14 protein-coding genes and 1 tRNA gene are annotated in these 14,192 nt (G+C 67.1%); 6 read left to right on the top strand and 9 right to left on the bottom strand.

Going from position 1 to position 14,192, the window contains the following annotated elements:
- Positions 1 to 71: 71 nt before the first annotated feature.
- Both QX070_RS04210 and QX070_RS04205 read left to right on the top strand, forming a co-directional pair.
- Positions 72 to 866, top strand: a complete 795-nt coding sequence (locus QX070_RS04210) for an enoyl-CoA hydratase (protein WP_315735142.1) — start codon at positions 72 to 74, stop codon at positions 864 to 866.
- 131 nt (positions 867 to 997) lie between these two features.
- Positions 998 to 1,771, top strand: a complete 774-nt coding sequence (locus QX070_RS04205) for a hypothetical protein (RefSeq protein WP_315735140.1) — start codon at positions 998 to 1,000, stop codon at positions 1,769 to 1,771.
- Positions 1,772 to 1,818: 47 nt separating this feature from the next.
- On the opposite strand, the gene QX070_RS04200 is transcribed toward QX070_RS04205, so the two are convergent.
- The 3 genes from QX070_RS04200 to QX070_RS04190 all read right to left on the bottom strand — a co-directional run bounded on the left by QX070_RS04200 (position 1,819) and on the right by QX070_RS04190 (position 5,019).
- Positions 1,819 to 2,625: an enoyl-CoA hydratase/isomerase family protein gene (locus QX070_RS04200; protein WP_315735138.1), complete on the bottom strand. Its 807-nt coding sequence runs from the start codon at positions 2,623 to 2,625 to the stop codon at positions 1,819 to 1,821.
- Positions 2,626 to 2,777: 152 nt separating this feature from the next.
- Complete coding sequence (locus tag QX070_RS04195) at positions 2,778 to 3,935, bottom strand: acyl-CoA dehydrogenase family protein (protein ID WP_315735136.1); 1,158 nt, start codon at positions 3,933 to 3,935, stop codon at positions 2,778 to 2,780.
- A 19-nt stretch (positions 3,936 to 3,954) separates the two neighbouring features.
- The gene (locus tag QX070_RS04190) at positions 3,955 to 5,019 is read right to left on the bottom strand and encodes an acyl-CoA dehydrogenase family protein (RefSeq protein WP_315735133.1); all 1,065 of its coding nucleotides are present in this window, start codon (positions 5,017 to 5,019) and stop codon (positions 3,955 to 3,957) included.
- 233 nt (positions 5,020 to 5,252) lie between these two features.
- Between QX070_RS04190 and QX070_RS04185 the strand changes: the two genes are divergently transcribed.
- On the top strand, positions 5,253 to 6,032 hold the full coding sequence (locus tag QX070_RS04185) for an SDR family oxidoreductase (protein ID WP_315735132.1): 780 nt from the start codon (positions 5,253 to 5,255) through the stop codon (positions 6,030 to 6,032).
- Between the two features lie 55 nt (positions 6,033 to 6,087).
- Here the strand turns inward: QX070_RS04185 and QX070_RS04180 are convergent, their stop codons facing one another.
- From QX070_RS04180 to QX070_RS04170, 3 genes are all read right to left on the bottom strand, one after another.
- The gene (locus QX070_RS04180; protein ID WP_315735131.1) at positions 6,088 to 6,354 is read right to left on the bottom strand and encodes a GlsB/YeaQ/YmgE family stress response membrane protein; all 267 of its coding nucleotides are present in this window, start codon (positions 6,352 to 6,354) and stop codon (positions 6,088 to 6,090) included.
- Positions 6,355 to 6,388: 34 nt separating this feature from the next.
- Positions 6,389 to 6,973, bottom strand: a complete 585-nt coding sequence (locus QX070_RS04175; RefSeq protein ID WP_315735129.1) for a YidB family protein — start codon at positions 6,971 to 6,973, stop codon at positions 6,389 to 6,391.
- A 104-nt stretch (positions 6,974 to 7,077) separates the two neighbouring features.
- Positions 7,078 to 7,794 carry a hypothetical protein gene (locus QX070_RS04170; RefSeq protein ID WP_315735127.1) on the bottom strand — a complete coding sequence of 239 codons (717 nt, stop codon included), beginning with the start codon at positions 7,792 to 7,794 and terminating at the stop codon, positions 7,078 to 7,080.
- A 354-nt stretch (positions 7,795 to 8,148) separates the two neighbouring features.
- On the opposite strand from QX070_RS04170, the gene QX070_RS04165 reads away from it, so the two are divergent.
- The gene (locus QX070_RS04165) at positions 8,149 to 10,275 is read left to right on the top strand and encodes an FAD-dependent oxidoreductase (protein WP_315735125.1); all 2,127 of its coding nucleotides are present in this window, start codon (positions 8,149 to 8,151) and stop codon (positions 10,273 to 10,275) included.
- A 28-nt stretch (positions 10,276 to 10,303) separates the two neighbouring features.
- Here the strand turns inward: QX070_RS04165 and QX070_RS04160 are convergent, their stop codons facing one another.
- The 3 genes from QX070_RS04160 to QX070_RS04150 are packed head-to-tail and all read right to left on the bottom strand — an operon-like array spanning position 10,304 to position 12,809.
- The gene (locus QX070_RS04160) at positions 10,304 to 11,248 is read right to left on the bottom strand and encodes a M28 family peptidase (protein ID WP_315735123.1); all 945 of its coding nucleotides are present in this window, start codon (positions 11,246 to 11,248) and stop codon (positions 10,304 to 10,306) included.
- A gap of 23 nt (positions 11,249 to 11,271) precedes the next feature.
- On the bottom strand, positions 11,272 to 11,889 hold the full coding sequence (locus QX070_RS04155) for a fused MFS/spermidine synthase (protein ID WP_315735121.1): 618 nt from the start codon (positions 11,887 to 11,889) through the stop codon (positions 11,272 to 11,274).
- Entirely contained in the window at positions 11,886 to 12,809 is a 924-nt protein-coding gene (locus QX070_RS04150) for a fused MFS/spermidine synthase (RefSeq protein ID WP_315735118.1), read from the bottom strand. Before QX070_RS04150 ends, QX070_RS04155 begins: the two co-directional genes overlap by 4 nt.
- 390 nt (positions 12,810 to 13,199) lie before the next feature.
- Here QX070_RS04150 and QX070_RS04145 point away from each other — a divergent pair.
- Together QX070_RS04145 and QX070_RS04140 are read left to right on the top strand one after the other, a co-directional pair.
- Positions 13,200 to 13,276: transfer RNA gene (locus QX070_RS04145), tRNA-Arg, on the top strand.
- Positions 13,277 to 13,463: 187 nt separating this feature from the next.
- The gene (locus QX070_RS04140; RefSeq protein ID WP_315735116.1) at positions 13,464 to 14,156 is read left to right on the top strand and encodes a flavin reductase family protein; all 693 of its coding nucleotides are present in this window, start codon (positions 13,464 to 13,466) and stop codon (positions 14,154 to 14,156) included.
- The last annotated feature ends 36 nt before the right edge of the window (positions 14,157 to 14,192 follow it).

Genomic DNA, 14,192 nt, shown 5'->3' with positions numbered 1-14,192 from the left:
GGCTCGACGCCGCCGTGTCGCCCCGGAATGACGGGAGACATAACACCAGGAAACAACAAGGAGCGCCGGCCATGACCACCAACACGACAGTCCTGCAGCATCTCGACTCCGGCCTGCTCACGATCACGATGAACCGTCCGGAGCGACGCAACGCGCTCAACAGCGACCTGACCAAGGGCCTGGTCGAGGCGGCGCATCGCGCGGCCAATGATCCGGAGGTGCGTGCGGTGCTGCTCAAGGGCGCCGGCGGCACGTTCTGCGTCGGCGGCGACGTCAAGGCGATGGCCGAAGCCAAGACCGCGCCCTCGTTCGAGACCAAGGTGACGACCTTGCGCGAGCGCATGGAGGTGTCGCGGCTGCTGCACCAGATGCAGAAGCCGGTGGTGGCGCAGATCGACGGCGCGGCCGCCGGCGCCGGCCTGTCGATCGCGCTGGCCTGCGATCTGCGGGTGGCCGGCGAGTCGGCCAAGATCACGACGGCCTTCGCCAAGGTCGGGCTGTCGGGCGATTTCGGCGGCACCTACTTCCTCACGCAACTGCTCGGCAGCGCCAAGGCGCGGGAGCTGTATCTGACCTCGCCGGTCCTGACGGCGCAGGAGGCGCTCGCCCTGGGCATGGTCACCAAGGTGGTGCCCGACGCCGAGGTCGAAGCCGCCACGCGCGCGCTGGCGCTGTCGCTGGCGCAGGGGCCGAGCGTGACGCTCGGCTACATCAAGCGCAACATCAACAATGCCCAGACGATGACGCTGGAGGCCTGCTTCGACGCCGAGGCGATGCATCACTCGCGCTGCAGCGAAACAGAGGATCACAAGGAGGCGGCGAAAGCCTTCGTCGAGAAGCGCGCGCCGGTGTTTCAGGGTCGGTAGCTCCGCGTTCTCCGTCATTGCGAGCGAAGCGACGCAATCCAGGGTCATGGCCTGAGCTCTGGATTCCGTCGCGTCGCTCGCAATGACGCCGCGGGCTTGTGTGAACACGTGATTCCTCAAAGAGGGCTGCGATGCCTTACCTCCACCTCCGTCAGATCTGCCTGGTCGCGCCCCGGCTCGAGCCGGTGGTCTCGGACATCACCGCGATCATGGGGCTGGAGGTCTGCTACCGCGATCTGCATGTCGCCAAATACGGACTGGAGAATGCGCTGCTGCCGGTCGGGCCGATCCTGCTCGAGGTGATTGCGCCGACCCGCGAGGACACCGCGGCGGGACGCTTCCTCGACAAGACCGGCGGCCGCGGCGGCTACATGGCGATCTTTTCCTGCGATGATCCCGATGGCCGCGCCGCCCGCGCCAACGAGATGGGTGTGCGGACCGCCAACGTGATCGATCATCCGCCCTATCACGGTGTGCAACTGCATCCGCGTGACTGCCGCGCCGCCTTCATCGAGCTCAATCACACCGAGGGCAGCGACGATGTGCTTGGCGCCTATCCGCCCGCCGGGCCGGATTGGACGCGCGCGATCCGCAGCGACGTGACGACGGCGATGACCGAGGTGGTGCTGCGGAGCCCCGAGCCGACCTCGCTCGCCGCGCATTGGGGGCGGATTCTCGACGTGGTGCCGGCGGCCGGCAGCGATGGTGTTGAGCAGTTGTACTTGCCGAACGCCCGTATCCGTGTCGAACCCGGCGAGCGCGAACTCATGAGCGGCCTGACGTTCCGCGTCGCCGATGCTGCACGTGTGGCCGACGCCGCGCGCGCCCGTGGCTATGCGGTTTCAGGCGGTTGTTTCACGATTGGCGGCGTTGCCTTCGCGTTGCAGGGGGCGGTCGCCAGTTAGTTGCTCGTCATGGCCCGGCCATGACGACGTTGGAAGCTCGAGGCTCGTCACCGCCCCTTGAAGTTCGCGAAGCGCCGCTCCTCCGTTGCCTTGACGCCTTCCTTGAAATCCTCGGTCGCGCGCAGCCGGGTCTGTTCGGCGAGCTCGTGCTCGGTTGCTGCCATCACACGGTCGGCGAGGCTGGCGCGCATCGTCGCGCGGGTCGACAGCAGGCCGAGCGGCGAGCATTCGGCGATCTCGGCGGCGAGCTTCATCGCTGCTGTCCGCACCTGGTCCTGCGGCACGCATTCATTGGCGAGCCCCATCTTCAGCGCCTCTTCGCCGGTGACACGGCGGCTGGTGTAGAACATCAGCTCGGCGTTGTTCTTGCCGATCAGCTCGGGCAGCGTCACCGTCAGCCCGAAGCCGGGATGGAAGCCGAGCTTGGTGAAATTGGCGGAGAAGCGCGCTTCCGGACAGGTGACGCGGAAGTCGGCCGAGACGGCGAGGCCGAGCCCGCCACCGATTGCGGCGCCGTGCACGGCGGCGACCACCGGTTTCTTGCAGCGGAAGATCCGCACGGCCTGCATGTAGAGGTGGTTGATCGCCCCGAGGCTGTCGGCCGGATCGCCCTTTGCGCCGGCCGCTTCCTGCGCCTGGCGCGCCGGATCGGTGAAGTTGGCGCCGGCGCAGAACGCCTTGCCCTGGGCCGCCAGCACCGAGGCGCGGATCTCGATGTCGCGGTCGAAGCCTTCGAGCGCGTCGGCGATCTGGTTGATCAGCGAAATGTCGAAGAAGTTGAGCGGCGGCCGGCGAATCTCGATCAGGCCGACATGGCCGTGGATCTCGACCCCGATGTCAGGAAAGTGGGTCATGGTTGTGGTCTCCGATTCTGCTTTCCGGGCGTCGTTGCGAGCGAAGCGAAGCAATCCAGAATCTTGGCGCGGCTCTGAATCGCTTCGCTGCGCTCGCGACGACGGTTCATTGCCAGCGCTATCAGTTCGCGACCGCCGGAATGCTGTCTGCCTCACCTCAGTCCCAGCCCGCGGGCGATGATGCCGCGCAGCACCTCAGTGGTGCCGCCCTGGATCGTCAGCTTCGGCGCGGTCTGCATCGCAAATGTCAGCTGGTTCTCCAAGGTTTCGCGATTTCCTGCGTTCTCCTCGACGAAGGCGGCGAGGTCGCGGACGCGGTGCGGCAGCTGCTGCTCCCATACCGTGCCGACGTCCTTGACGATCGAGGCCTCGACCACCGGCTCCTTGCCGGCCTGCAGCATGCCGGCCACCGACACCGACATCCGCCGCATCGCATGCAGCTGCGCCACCAGCCGGCCGATGCCCTCGGCGCTGCGCGTGTCCGGATCGGGACCGACCGCGCGCACCAGCTCGGTCAGCACGTAATAGGTTTCGAGGAAACGCTCCGGCCCCGAGCGCTCATAGGCGAGCTCGGAGGTGGCCTGCTTCCAGGCGCCGTCGATCTCGCCGAGCTGATGATCGTCCGGCACGAAGGCGTCGGTGAAGACGACCTCGTTGAACTCCTTCTGCCCGGTGATCTGGCCAATCGGATTCACCTTGATGCCGGGCGATTTCATGTTCACCAGGAACTGCGTCAAGCCATGACGCCTGTTCTCCTTGGTCGACGGCGAGGTGCGGAAGATCGCGATCATGTAATCGGCCATGTGCGCCGACGTCGTCCAGATCTTCGAGCCGTTGATCAGCCAGCCGCCCTCGGTCTTGGTCGCGCGCGTCTTGGCGGCGAACAGGTCGGATCCCGAGTTCGGCTCGCTCATGCCGATCGCGAAGCACAATTCGCCGCGGCAGATGCGCGGCAGGATGTCCATCTTGATATGCTCGGGTGCGTAGCGCAGCAGGATCGGTCCGCTCTGCCGGTCGGCGACGAAGAAGCGCCTGACCGGCGCGTTGGCGACCCGCATCTCCTCGGTCACGACGTAGCGCTCCAGGAACGAGCGCTCGTGGCCGCCATATCGTTTCGGCCATGTCATGCCGATCCAGCCGCGCGCGCCGACGCGGGCCGCAAACTCACGTGCGTCGGCATCCTCGCGCTTGGGCTGGTACGGGTTGAAGGTGCCGGCCGCGATCTCATCAGCGAGGAAGGCGCGCACCTCCTTGCGGAGCTCCTCGCATTCCCTCGGCAGGCGGATCGGATCGAAACGAAGTGCGGTCATGCGGCAATCCCCTTCGTCGTCAGCGCGAGGCGACCAGCGGCCACAGCTCATCGGCGCCGCGCGCGGCGACGCGCCTGCCGAGCTCGACGGCCCAATGACTCTCGGAGCCGAAATCGTCGCGCCAGGCGAGCGCGCGCAGCGAGAAGCGATGCAGGATGTGCTCGGTGGTGAAGCCGATCGCGCCGTGGACCTGATGCGCGATCGCCGCGCCCTTTTCGGCGGCCTCGGCGCAGCGGATCTTGGCCGCGGCGGCTTCGAGAAACACCGCCTCGTCGAATGCGCCGGCACGCGCGATCGCATCCGCGGCGGATGTCGCGGCCGCGCTCGCGGCGGCGCTCTCACCGGCCAGCCGTGCCAGGTTGTGCTGCACCGCCTGGAATTTGCCGATCGGCTTCTCGAAGGCGACGCGCTCACCGGCATAGTTGACGCTGATCGCGAGCAGCCGATCCAGCGCGCCGGCGATCTGCAGTCCGCGGGCGACGCCGCCCATCAGCATCAAGGTCGTGGCGTCGAAGCCGGCCGGTGCTGGCCGGCGTGCCAGCGGCGTGATTGTGTCGAACGTCACCGTGTCGCTGGGATCGTTGGCGAGGTTGAGGCCCGCCTCGATGCGCAGGCGCGCGGTCTCGACCAGCGCGATCGACACGCCGTCTCCGCCCTGGGCGAGCACGGCAACATGCTGCGCCGTCCTGGCGAACGGCACGCCGCGGGCGCGGCCGGACAATGTGCCGTCGGTGTCGAGCGTGATCCGGTCCCTCGGATGAGCCGGCGCGATCGTCATGGGGCCGTCGGGCGAGGCAATGCCGCCTTGCTGCAGCAGCCAGCCCGCGAGCAGCGTCTCGGCCAGCGGCACCGCAATCGCAAAACGGCCGGCGGCATTGATGATCTCAAAGCCGTCGGCGAGGTCAGTGCCGGCGCCGCCGAACTCCTCGCCCACCCAGGCGAGCGGCAGGCCGGCCTCGCTCAGCGCCCGCCACAGCGGCGCCGTCCAGCGGCCGTCCTTGTCGTGATTGATCGTCTGCGGGTCGGCGAGATCGGCGAAGATCTTTTCCGCGGTCGCAACGACGATGTTCTCAGCTTCCGCCACAGCGCTCCTCGCCCTCGTTGTCGTCGGTCTCGGCGCGCCATGTCCTGCGCGCGCCGGCGATGTTTTGCCGGCATGATGAGCGCAAGCGACGGTCCTGACAAGCGTAGCCCGCTGCAGGGCCCCGTCCGCTCGCCGCATGGAGGCGAGCGATTTCCGCGCTGCGGAGATTTTGCCGATTTTGCAGATGCAGCGATGTTGGCTAAGAAGAAGCAAAGCAAACAGGGAGGTGCGGAATGGCTGAAGGTCTGTGCGCGATCGTGACGGGTTCGGCGTCCGGCCTCGGAGCCGCGACCGCGTTGCTGCTGGCGAAGGCCGGCATGCGCATCGTCGTGAACTATTCGAACAGCAAGAGTGAGGCCGAGCAGACTGCCGATCTCTGCCGCAAGGAAGGTGCCGAGGTCGTCGTCGTCCAAGGCGACGTGTCGCGCGACGAGGATTGCCGCAAGATCGTCGCCGCCGCTGCGGCCTGGGGCCGGCTGGATGCGCTCGTCAACAATGCCGGCACCACCAAGCACGTACCGCACGATCAGCTCGACGGCCTTTCGGCCGAGGATTTCCAACGCATCTTCGCGGTCAACACCATCGGCCCCTTCCAGATGGTGCGCGCTGCGCGGCCGCTGCTCGAAGCGGCGGCCAAGGCGACGGCGCGTGCGTCCGCGGTCGTCAACGTCTCGTCGGTGGCCGGCATCAGCGGCGTCGGCTCGTCGGTTGCCTACGCCGCCAGCAAGGGCGCGCTCAACACGATGACGCTGTCGCTGGCCCGCGCCCTGGCGCCCGCGATCCGCGTCAACACCGTCTGCCCCGGCTATATCGATACGCCCTGGTTCACCAAGGGCCGCGGCGAGGCCGGCGCCAAGCAGGTGCGCGATGCCGTGGTGGCGCGGGTGCCGCTGCGCGCGGCTTCATCCGCCGAGGATATCGCGCAGCTCGTGGCGTTCCTGGCGAGTCCGGCGTCAGGCCACATGACCGGCGAGGTCGTGCGCATGGATGCGGGGATGCATCTGTTGGGGTGAAATGGTCATGGCGAGCGGCCGCTGTGGTCGCTCGCAATGACGTGGCGTGAGGCGGTTACCGATTGAAATCGCGGATCGTGCCGCTGGCGACCAGCCTGTTCCAGATGAATAGCACCACGACCGCGCCGAGGGTCGCGGTCACGTAGCCCGCGCCCTGGTCGGGGCCGTAGCGGCCGATGGCCTGCCCGATGGCGGTGGCGAGGAACGCGCCGAGGATTCCGAGCACGATGGTCAGGATGAAGCCGGAGGGATTGTTGGGACCCGGCGATAGAAGCCGCGCCAGGAAGCCGGCGACCAGCCCGACGATCAGAATGTGCAGCATGAGTGTCGTCCTTCCCGTCAGCGATCGCGGAGCGTCAGATCCGGCCCGCCAACTCGTGCTCGGTCGGCAGCCGCCCGTCCGGCGTGAGCTGATCGATCACTTTCGGCAGGTACTGGCTCAGCCCGTTCAACAGCTCCTCGCGCGACAGCCCGCTCTGCGCGGTGAGCTGATCGATCTGATCGGCGCCGAGCGCATTGGCGAGATCGCCGGGCGAGATCGGCTTGTTCTCGCCGGGGGAGACCCAGGAGTTCGCGGTGTCGCCATGGCCCTTGTCCTGGAACTGGCGCAGGAGATCGCCGAGCCCGCCCGACAGCACGCTGCCGGCGGCACCGCCCGCAAGCAGGCCGCCGAGGCCGCCGGCGATGATGTTGCCGAGGCCGCCACTCAATCCGCCGCCGAGCGGTCCGCCTTGATTCCCGGTCGGCTGGGGCGGCGGGACCGGCGCTGGCGCCGCGTTCGGCTGCTGCCCATTCTGCGAGAAATGCTTCACCGCTTTCCACGCCAGCAAAGCGAGGATCGCCATCGTCATCGGCGACATGCCGCCGCTCTTCTGCGTGGTCGGATGACTCGGCCCGTTCGGGCCGTTCTGCATGCCGTTGAGGATATCGAGTAGACCCATGACCCTGCCTCCTGCGCCCCACGCCGACAAAACCTATGGGCTTGCACGCGGCGTTACAAGCCGCGTGCAGAATGGTCGCACAGGGGGAACGTGTCGCGCGCGGCTCAGTTCCTGGCTTCGGCCCGTTTCGGCGCCTTGGCTCCGGGCGGCGCGGCCGCGGTCTGGCTCGGGCCGGTGAACATCCGCTTCAGTTCGTCGAGCTTCTCGGACAGGACCGGAAAGTTGCACGAGAACGAATCGCGGCGCCAGCCGTCCTTGGCACATTGCGCCGCCTTGATGCGGGCGCGTGCCTCCACGTTCGACGTCGGCGGTGGCAATCCGCCTTGCGCGGACGAAGCCGGCGGCTTGCTCGGCCGTTGCGGCGGCGGGGCCGGCATGGCCGGCTTCGGCGGCTCGATCGCGGCCCGCGCCGTCATGTCCCTGAGCGAGGGCTGGAGGTCCTGCGTTTGCGGCCGCGACATCATCGCCGAGCTCATGTTGGCGTGGCGCTGGCGCTCGAGGTATTGCGTATACTGCTGGTCGATGAACTTCTGCTCTTCGGCCGTGGGATTGGGACCGGCAATGTCGAAGCTGCGATCCTGCATGAAGTCGTAATAGACATAGCCGCCGCCCGGCTTCCGTCTCCCGGCAAATTTAGCGTTGCACTGCGCCAGCGCCGCCGTCTTCTCCTCCTTGGAGGCCGACTTCTCGGCGGCGTCGGCGCATTCCTCGAAATCCGTCGGGGAGCGGCTCCACCACTCTGCGTGCGCGCGTGGAGGTTGCACGGCGGGCAAGCAGGTGATCGCTGCAAAGATCAGTACTGGCAGGCGGGGTGGGTACACGAACGGCAATCCTCAGCGGCTCCCCGCCTCAGATGACGGGAGATTGTCGCCATTTTGCGGCGAGGTGTGACTCCAATGCTGCGTAATTTGCGACTTTCTTCTTTATTTGCCGTGGTTCCGTGATCTGGTTGCCACAGTCGGGTCGGCATTGACGGCGGTGCCGCTCGTGAATCGCACCTTGCTGTGGCGCCGGAACGATACGCAGCATCTTTCCACCATTTTCATCCCGCCGTAGTTGACAAAACTAATCTTGACGTTGGAAAGATTGGTGTTGACGGAACCGGGCGAGCGCTCCTATGAATATCTTGACAATGGAAAGATAAACTGCGCGCGTCCGGCGCGGAGGAGGCGGCCATGAAAGTGTTCCTCACGGTCAAGCTGGCGCTGCTGCCGTTCGTCGTGTTCTGGGCGCTACTGGCCTGGCACCAGCCGGCATGGGCGGTGTGGTCCGCGCTGGGCCTGGCGCTGGCCGCCAATGTCTGGCGCGCCTCCCGGGGCCAGCTCGCGCCGCTGGAACTCGGAAGCCTCGCGCTGTTCGTCGTGCTGGCGATCGCCAACGACGTCGCGCCGAATTGGACGGCCGGCAATGCGCTGTGGCTGTCCTTCGCAGGGCTCGGCCTCATCAGCTTTGCTTCGCTCGCCGTCGGTCGTCCCTGGACCGCGGACTATTCCCGGTCGGCCTATGCCGACAGCGCCGCGACGCCCCAGTTCCACCTGATCAACATGATGATGACCGGGCTCTGGGGCGTCCTGTTCCTCGTGCTCGGCCTGTGCCGCTGGGCCGGCGTCGCCTCCTGGATCACGACGATGATCGTCGTCGGCGGCGCGCTGATCTCGATCTTCGGCCCGCGCTTCGCGATTCGCCAGGCCTTGCTGCGCATGCGGGCCGCGCGCGAGGAGTGCCAATGGCCGGCGCCGAGCTTCACCCAGGCGGCCGACACCGAGTGCGACGTCGCGGTGATCGGCGCGGGCATCGGCGGGCTGACGGCGGCAGCCCTGCTCGCGGAGTCCGGGCTGAAGGTGAAGGTGTTCGACCACCACGTCGTGCCCGGCGGCTTCTGCCACACTTATCTGCGCAAGGCCCACCACGACAACAAGCCCGTGCTGTATCGCTTCGATGCCGGGCCGCACGATTTCTCCGGCGTCTGGCTCGGCGGGCCGGTCGACAGCGTGCTGCGCCGGCTCGGCGTCGCCAACCGCATCCAGTGGAAGCGGGTCATTCACTCCTACCGTCTCGCCGGCCGCCGCATCGACGTGCCCGAGGACTGGCGCGCCTATGTCCGACTGCTCTGCGAGATGTTTCCGGCCAGCGCGGACGGGCTGACCCAGCTGTTCGACACCATCCATGCCATCTTCGAGAGCATGTATGCGACGGGGCAGGGCCGCAGCGGCATTCCCGGCATGCCGGCCACATTGGAGGAGATGCTGGCCTTCCCGCGCAAGCATCCGCAGGCGTACCGCTGGATGAACCGCCCGTTTGACGAGCTGGTCGCCGCCCATGTCTCCGATCCCGAGCTGATCGCCTATCTCAATGCGCTGTCGGGCTATCTCGGCGACGGCAGCGAGAAGCTGAGCTGCGCCCAGATGGTCCCGATCTTCGGCTACTACTTCAAGGGCGGCTTTTATCCGGTCGGCGGCTCCGGCCACCTCGCGGACGTGCTCGCCGAGGCGGTCACTGCCCGGGGCGGCGAGGTGCATCTGAAATCCAAGGTCGCGCGCATTCTGGTCGAGGACGGCCGTGCCGCCGGTGTCGTGCTCGGCAATGGCCGCACGGTCCGCGCGCAGGCGGTGGTCTCGAATGCCGATCTCGGCCGCACCTTGACCGAGCTTCTGAGGCCCGACGATCTGCCCGCCGTCTTTCGTGAGCGTGCCCGCACCCTCGCGCCGGCCACGTCGTGCTTCTCGGTGCATCTCGGCCTCGACATGGTGCCCGACATCGCGCCCACCACGCATCTCGACTCGCCGATGGGGATCGGCCTCGCGGTGATGTCCAAGCTCGATCCGTCGGCTGCGCCCGACGGACATGCGACGATGACGATCATCACCCTCGTTCCTCACGAGCAGGCCAAGGGCTGGTTTCCGGGCGAGGGCGGCGACGACTGGAAGGCGTGGCGCCGCTCGCCGGACTACGAGGCGCGCAAGCAGCAGCTCGGCGATGCCATGGTCGCGGCCGCCGAGACCATCATTCCCGGCCTGTCGCAGCACATCGTCTACCGCACCGACGCCAGCCCCGTGACCTATGCGCGCTACGACCTCGCCAGCGACGGTGCGATCTATGGCCTGGCCCGGTCGGGACGGCTGAAGGGCGCCAAGGCTCCGCTGCGCAACCTCGTCATCGCCGGCGGCGGCAATGCCGGAGCGGGCGTCGAGGCCGTGGTGATCTCGGGCGCTGAGGCGGCCGAAGCGCTCGTGCCCGGCCTGCTGGCGCGCGCATCAGAGGTCGCGTCGGATCCGCTGAAGGCACGGGCGCGGGCGGCGTGAGCGCGCCGCCTGCCGCAGCTCGGGCGCATCAAGGCGTATAGAGGTAGCGCAGCAGGGTGCGGCCGACGGTCTCCAGGCTCTGCGCCGAGCACTGCTCGATCGTATCCTGCGTGGTGTTGAAATAGGGCTCGTAGTCGAAGTCGATGACGAGGAAGCTCGGAATCCCGGCCTGCTGCAGCGCCGTGTGGTCGTCGCTGATCGGATACGCCGTGGGCTCCGGCGAGAACGCCGATGGCGCGATACGGCTGCCGATGCTCCAGAACCTCTTGACCTCGGGCAGCGCCGAGGCCAGCGACGAGGGCTCCGGCTGCAGCTTGAGATCCTTGTCGCAGACCATGTCGAAATCGACCGCCTTCTCCGGCTTGTGCGCCGGATAATAGGTCTTCAGATTGGCCGCGAAATGCGGCGAGCCCAGCGGACGCCAGGTCGGATCGCCGGCGCCGAGCGATTTCGGCCCCTCCTCGCCGTCGAAGAAGATCATGTCGATGCCGACGTCGGGCTTCGGCGACAGCGACAGCACGCGTGCGGTCTCCAGCAGCAGCGCGACCGCCGAGGCGGAGTTGTTGGCCCCCGGCATCGGTACGTCCGGCGATTTCGGGTCGCGATAGGCCTTGACGATGCTGTCGTAATGCGTCGCGACGATGATGCGGCGCGGGTTCTGCGCCTGGAAGCGGGCGATGATGTTGGTCAGCGGGATCGTCTTGCCGTCGTCGCCCTTGGCGGTGAAGCTCTGCGTCAGCACCGCGTCCGCCGCGCTCTTGGCCATCGCGGCCTTGATGTAGTCGATCGTCTTCTGATGGCCCGGCTCGCCCATCGAGCGCGGCGTGAATTTCAGCAGGTCCGCGATATGGGCCATCGCGCGCTGCCCGTCCCAGAGCTCGATCTGCGCCTCTGCGGCGCGTGCCGCGGGGGATGCAAACAGCAATGCCGCCATTGCCACCGTAGCGGTCAGGCGAGGCCAGAACTCAGTCATCGAGAAGCTCTTCAAAATGAAAATCAGGACGTCTTCTTGCCGAACGGAATGAACAGGATGCCGGCGCAGACAGCCAGCGCCACCGCGAAATAATAGGTGATCGCGCGCGAGCCGATCGTCGGGATCAGCGCGAAGGTCGTGACCAGCGTGCCGACGACGTTGCCGATGGTCGAGACGCCGTAGACCAATCCGGCGACGCGGCCGGCCTCGTCGGCCGAGCGCGTCAACAGGCTGACGGCGATCGGGGAGAAGGTGCCGAGCAGGGTCAGCGGCACCAGCAGCAGCGCGGTCGAGGCCATCAGCGTGGCCGCCGGACCGTCGCCGACCGTGTCGAGGATGTCGGCCATGACGATGTCGGCCGTCGCCGGCACGAGCGCCATGTAGGCGGCGGCGATCAGGATCATGGTGCCGATGGTGCGCGTCGTCGGCTGCCGGTCGACGATGGCGCTGCCGGCGAAATAGCCGATCGCGAGCGCGCACAGCACCGTCGAGATCAGGCTGGCCCAGGCGCCGATGCCGCTGCCGAAATACGGGTTGAGATAGCGGCTGCCGAGCATCTCGAAGCCCATCAGCACGCAGCCGACCAGGAACGAGCAGAGATAGATCGCCAGCAGGCCCGAGCGTGACACCGGCGCGCTCACGGCAGCTTCCTGTTGTGGCGCTCGATGCTCTTCAGCGCCTCGACCGGCGCGAAGTCGTCTGTCAGCACCTTGGCGTTTGCATCGATCACCTGGCCGCCGTCGATCTCGATGCGCTTGCGCTGCGCCAGCATCTCGGCAAGCTTGTAGCGGAAGCCGAACTCCTTGTCGCGCTCCTGCGCGATGGCGGCGAGATCCTCGGGCTTCCGCTCGTCGCCGAGATAGCCGACCATGACGATGTTGCCGCCGGCCTCGTAGAAGTCGACCTGCGGGAACACGCTGTGAATGGTCTTGACCGCGGCGTCGAACAGCATGGTCGACGGCTCGACGTTCTGCGCCACCACGCCGCCCTCGGCGAGATGGTCCTTGACGAGCTGGTAGAATTCCTTGGTCAGCAGATGGAACGGCACGAACGGCCCACGATAGGCGTCGATCAGGATGATGTCGTAGCGCTCCTTGGATTCCTGCACGAACAGCCGGCCGTCGCGGTTGGCGACGTGGAAGTTCGGCTCCTCCTTGATGCCGAAATATTTCTTGGCGAGCTCCAGCACGGTCGGATCGAGCTCGACCGAGGTCACCTGCACCTTGGGCAGGGAGCGGTGCAGGTACCAGGCGGTGCGGCCACCGCCGAAGCCGATCTCCAGGATCGAGCGGACGTCCTTGGCATACATCACGCTCGCGGTCATGAAGCGGGTATAGTCGACCGGCAGATCGAGCTCGTCGCGGGTGTTGTAGACGCTCTCGGTATAGATGCGCCGGTTGTGACCGAACGTCATGCTGCGGTAGGGCGCCTGCTCATAGACATAGATGTTGTTGTAGAGCGACTCCTTGGACTCCAGCAGATGGCGGGTATCCTGCGCGCTTGCGGCGGCGACGGAGAGCAGAGCTGCGAGCGCGCCTGAAATGACCGACCGGATGAGCATCGACTTGTCTGTTTCCCTCGGCTGAAATGGGCAGGCGCGCTGGATAAAGCGGATCTCGTCGCGCCGGACGGCTGGCCCGGCCACGTGACGCGCTCAGGCACGACCAATACGGCGATCCCAAGGCCGGGGTCCGGATCGGCGCCGTTCTCTTAGACCATCGGCTGCCTTCCGGATAGTCAAACCACCCCCTCCCTACGGGCCTGTGATCGGTAGGCGCCCCGCCTCAACCGGGATCACGCGGCCGCGTTCCCACCGTCTTCCCATCACTGGACCCGAGCGTCGTTGTGCCACGGCCGGCCGTCCGGTTCAGGCGACGACCGGAGAGGCTTCCGGTCGGTGGCCGGGTCTGCTATGGAGGCGGCGAAGCAGGTGCACTTCGGTGCAGGCTCCGGTCCCGTAGCTCAGCTGGATAGAGCGGCGGTTTCCTAAACCGTAGGTCGCATGTTCGAGTCATGCCGGGATCGCCAACTGCCGCAGCCTTGCGCGCGCAGACCTCTCCAGATCAAGCCCGGCGCACGCGTGATCCGGCCCGTTCGGGAATCGGGTGGAGCGCTTCGCTGCCATCGAGGAACTTCTCCGGGTGAGACGGCGGCCTGAGCCCCGTCCGTGCGGCGCGCAATCGCCGCCGAGATGCATCACCCTGGAGCGCTTTCCATGCATACGACCATCGAGCCGGGCATCCTTTATTTTGGGACGCCGGTCGTCCTCATCAGCACCGTCAATGAGGATGGCGGCTTCAATCTCGCGCCGATGTCGTCGGCATTCTGGCTCGGCTGGCGCTGCATGCTGGGCCTCGCCGCCGGATCGAAGACGCCGCAGAACATGCGCCGCACCGGCGAGTGCGTGCTGAACCTGCCGTCGGTCGATCTCGTCGCCGCCGTCGATCGCCTGGCGCAGACCACGGGATCGGACCCGGTGCCGGCGATGAAGCAGCGCAAGGGCTATCGCCACGTGTCCGACAAGTTCGCCGCCGCGGGGCTGACCGCAACGGCGTCGGAGACCGTTGCGGCTCCGCGCGTCGCCGAATGCGCGGTCCAGCTCGAAGCGCGCATCGAGTCGGTGCATGGCATCGCCGACGACGACGCGATCCTGAGGGGGCACATCCAGTGCTTCGAGGTGCGGGTGCAGCGGATCCATGTCGACGAGGCCATCCTGATGGACGGCACGCGTGACCGTATCGACCCGGACAAATGGCGGCCGCTGATCATGAGCTTCCAGCAGTTCTATGGCCTGGGCGCGCGCCTTCACGAGTCGCGGCTGGGCACCATTCCGGAGGCGGCCTATCGCACGCCCGACGTCGAGCGCGCCCGCAAGGCGGCCATGCGGATGGAGGTGGCGGCAGGCTGAGCCGGCTCGGCCCCGAGTCTCGCCTGGAATCGCGCT

It is taken from the genome of Bradyrhizobium sp. SZCCHNR1093 (genome assembly GCF_032381175.1).
GTDB lineage: Bacteria > Pseudomonadota > Alphaproteobacteria > Rhizobiales > Xanthobacteraceae > Bradyrhizobium.
Note: the sequence above shows the minus strand (reverse complement) of the source record. Positions and strands in the feature narration are given on the sequence as shown.

Coding starts and splice junctions, on each gene's coding strand:
- QX070_RS04210 (WP_315735142.1), top strand. CDS start 72: ATGACCACCAACACGACAGTCCTGCAGCATCTCGACTCCGGCCTGCTC.
- QX070_RS04205 (WP_315735140.1), top strand. CDS start 998: ATGCCTTACCTCCACCTCCGTCAGATCTGCCTGGTCGCGCCCCGGCTC.
- QX070_RS04200 (WP_315735138.1), bottom strand. CDS start 2,625: ATGACCCACTTTCCTGACATCGGGGTCGAGATCCACGGCCATGTCGGC.
- QX070_RS04195 (WP_315735136.1), bottom strand. CDS start 3,935: ATGACCGCACTTCGTTTCGATCCGATCCGCCTGCCGAGGGAATGCGAG.
- QX070_RS04185 (WP_315735132.1), top strand. CDS start 5,253: ATGGCTGAAGGTCTGTGCGCGATCGTGACGGGTTCGGCGTCCGGCCTC.
- QX070_RS04180 (WP_315735131.1), bottom strand. CDS start 6,354: ATGCTGCACATTCTGATCGTCGGGCTGGTCGCCGGCTTCCTGGCGCGG.
- QX070_RS04175 (WP_315735129.1), bottom strand. CDS start 6,973: ATGGGTCTACTCGATATCCTCAACGGCATGCAGAACGGCCCGAACGGG.
- QX070_RS04165 (WP_315735125.1), top strand. CDS start 8,149: ATGAAAGTGTTCCTCACGGTCAAGCTGGCGCTGCTGCCGTTCGTCGTG.
- QX070_RS04160 (WP_315735123.1), bottom strand. CDS start 11,248: ATGACTGAGTTCTGGCCTCGCCTGACCGCTACGGTGGCAATGGCGGCA.
- QX070_RS04150 (WP_315735118.1), bottom strand. CDS start 12,809: ATGCTCATCCGGTCGGTCATTTCAGGCGCGCTCGCAGCTCTGCTCTCC.
- QX070_RS04140 (WP_315735116.1), top strand. CDS start 13,464: ATGCATACGACCATCGAGCCGGGCATCCTTTATTTTGGGACGCCGGTC.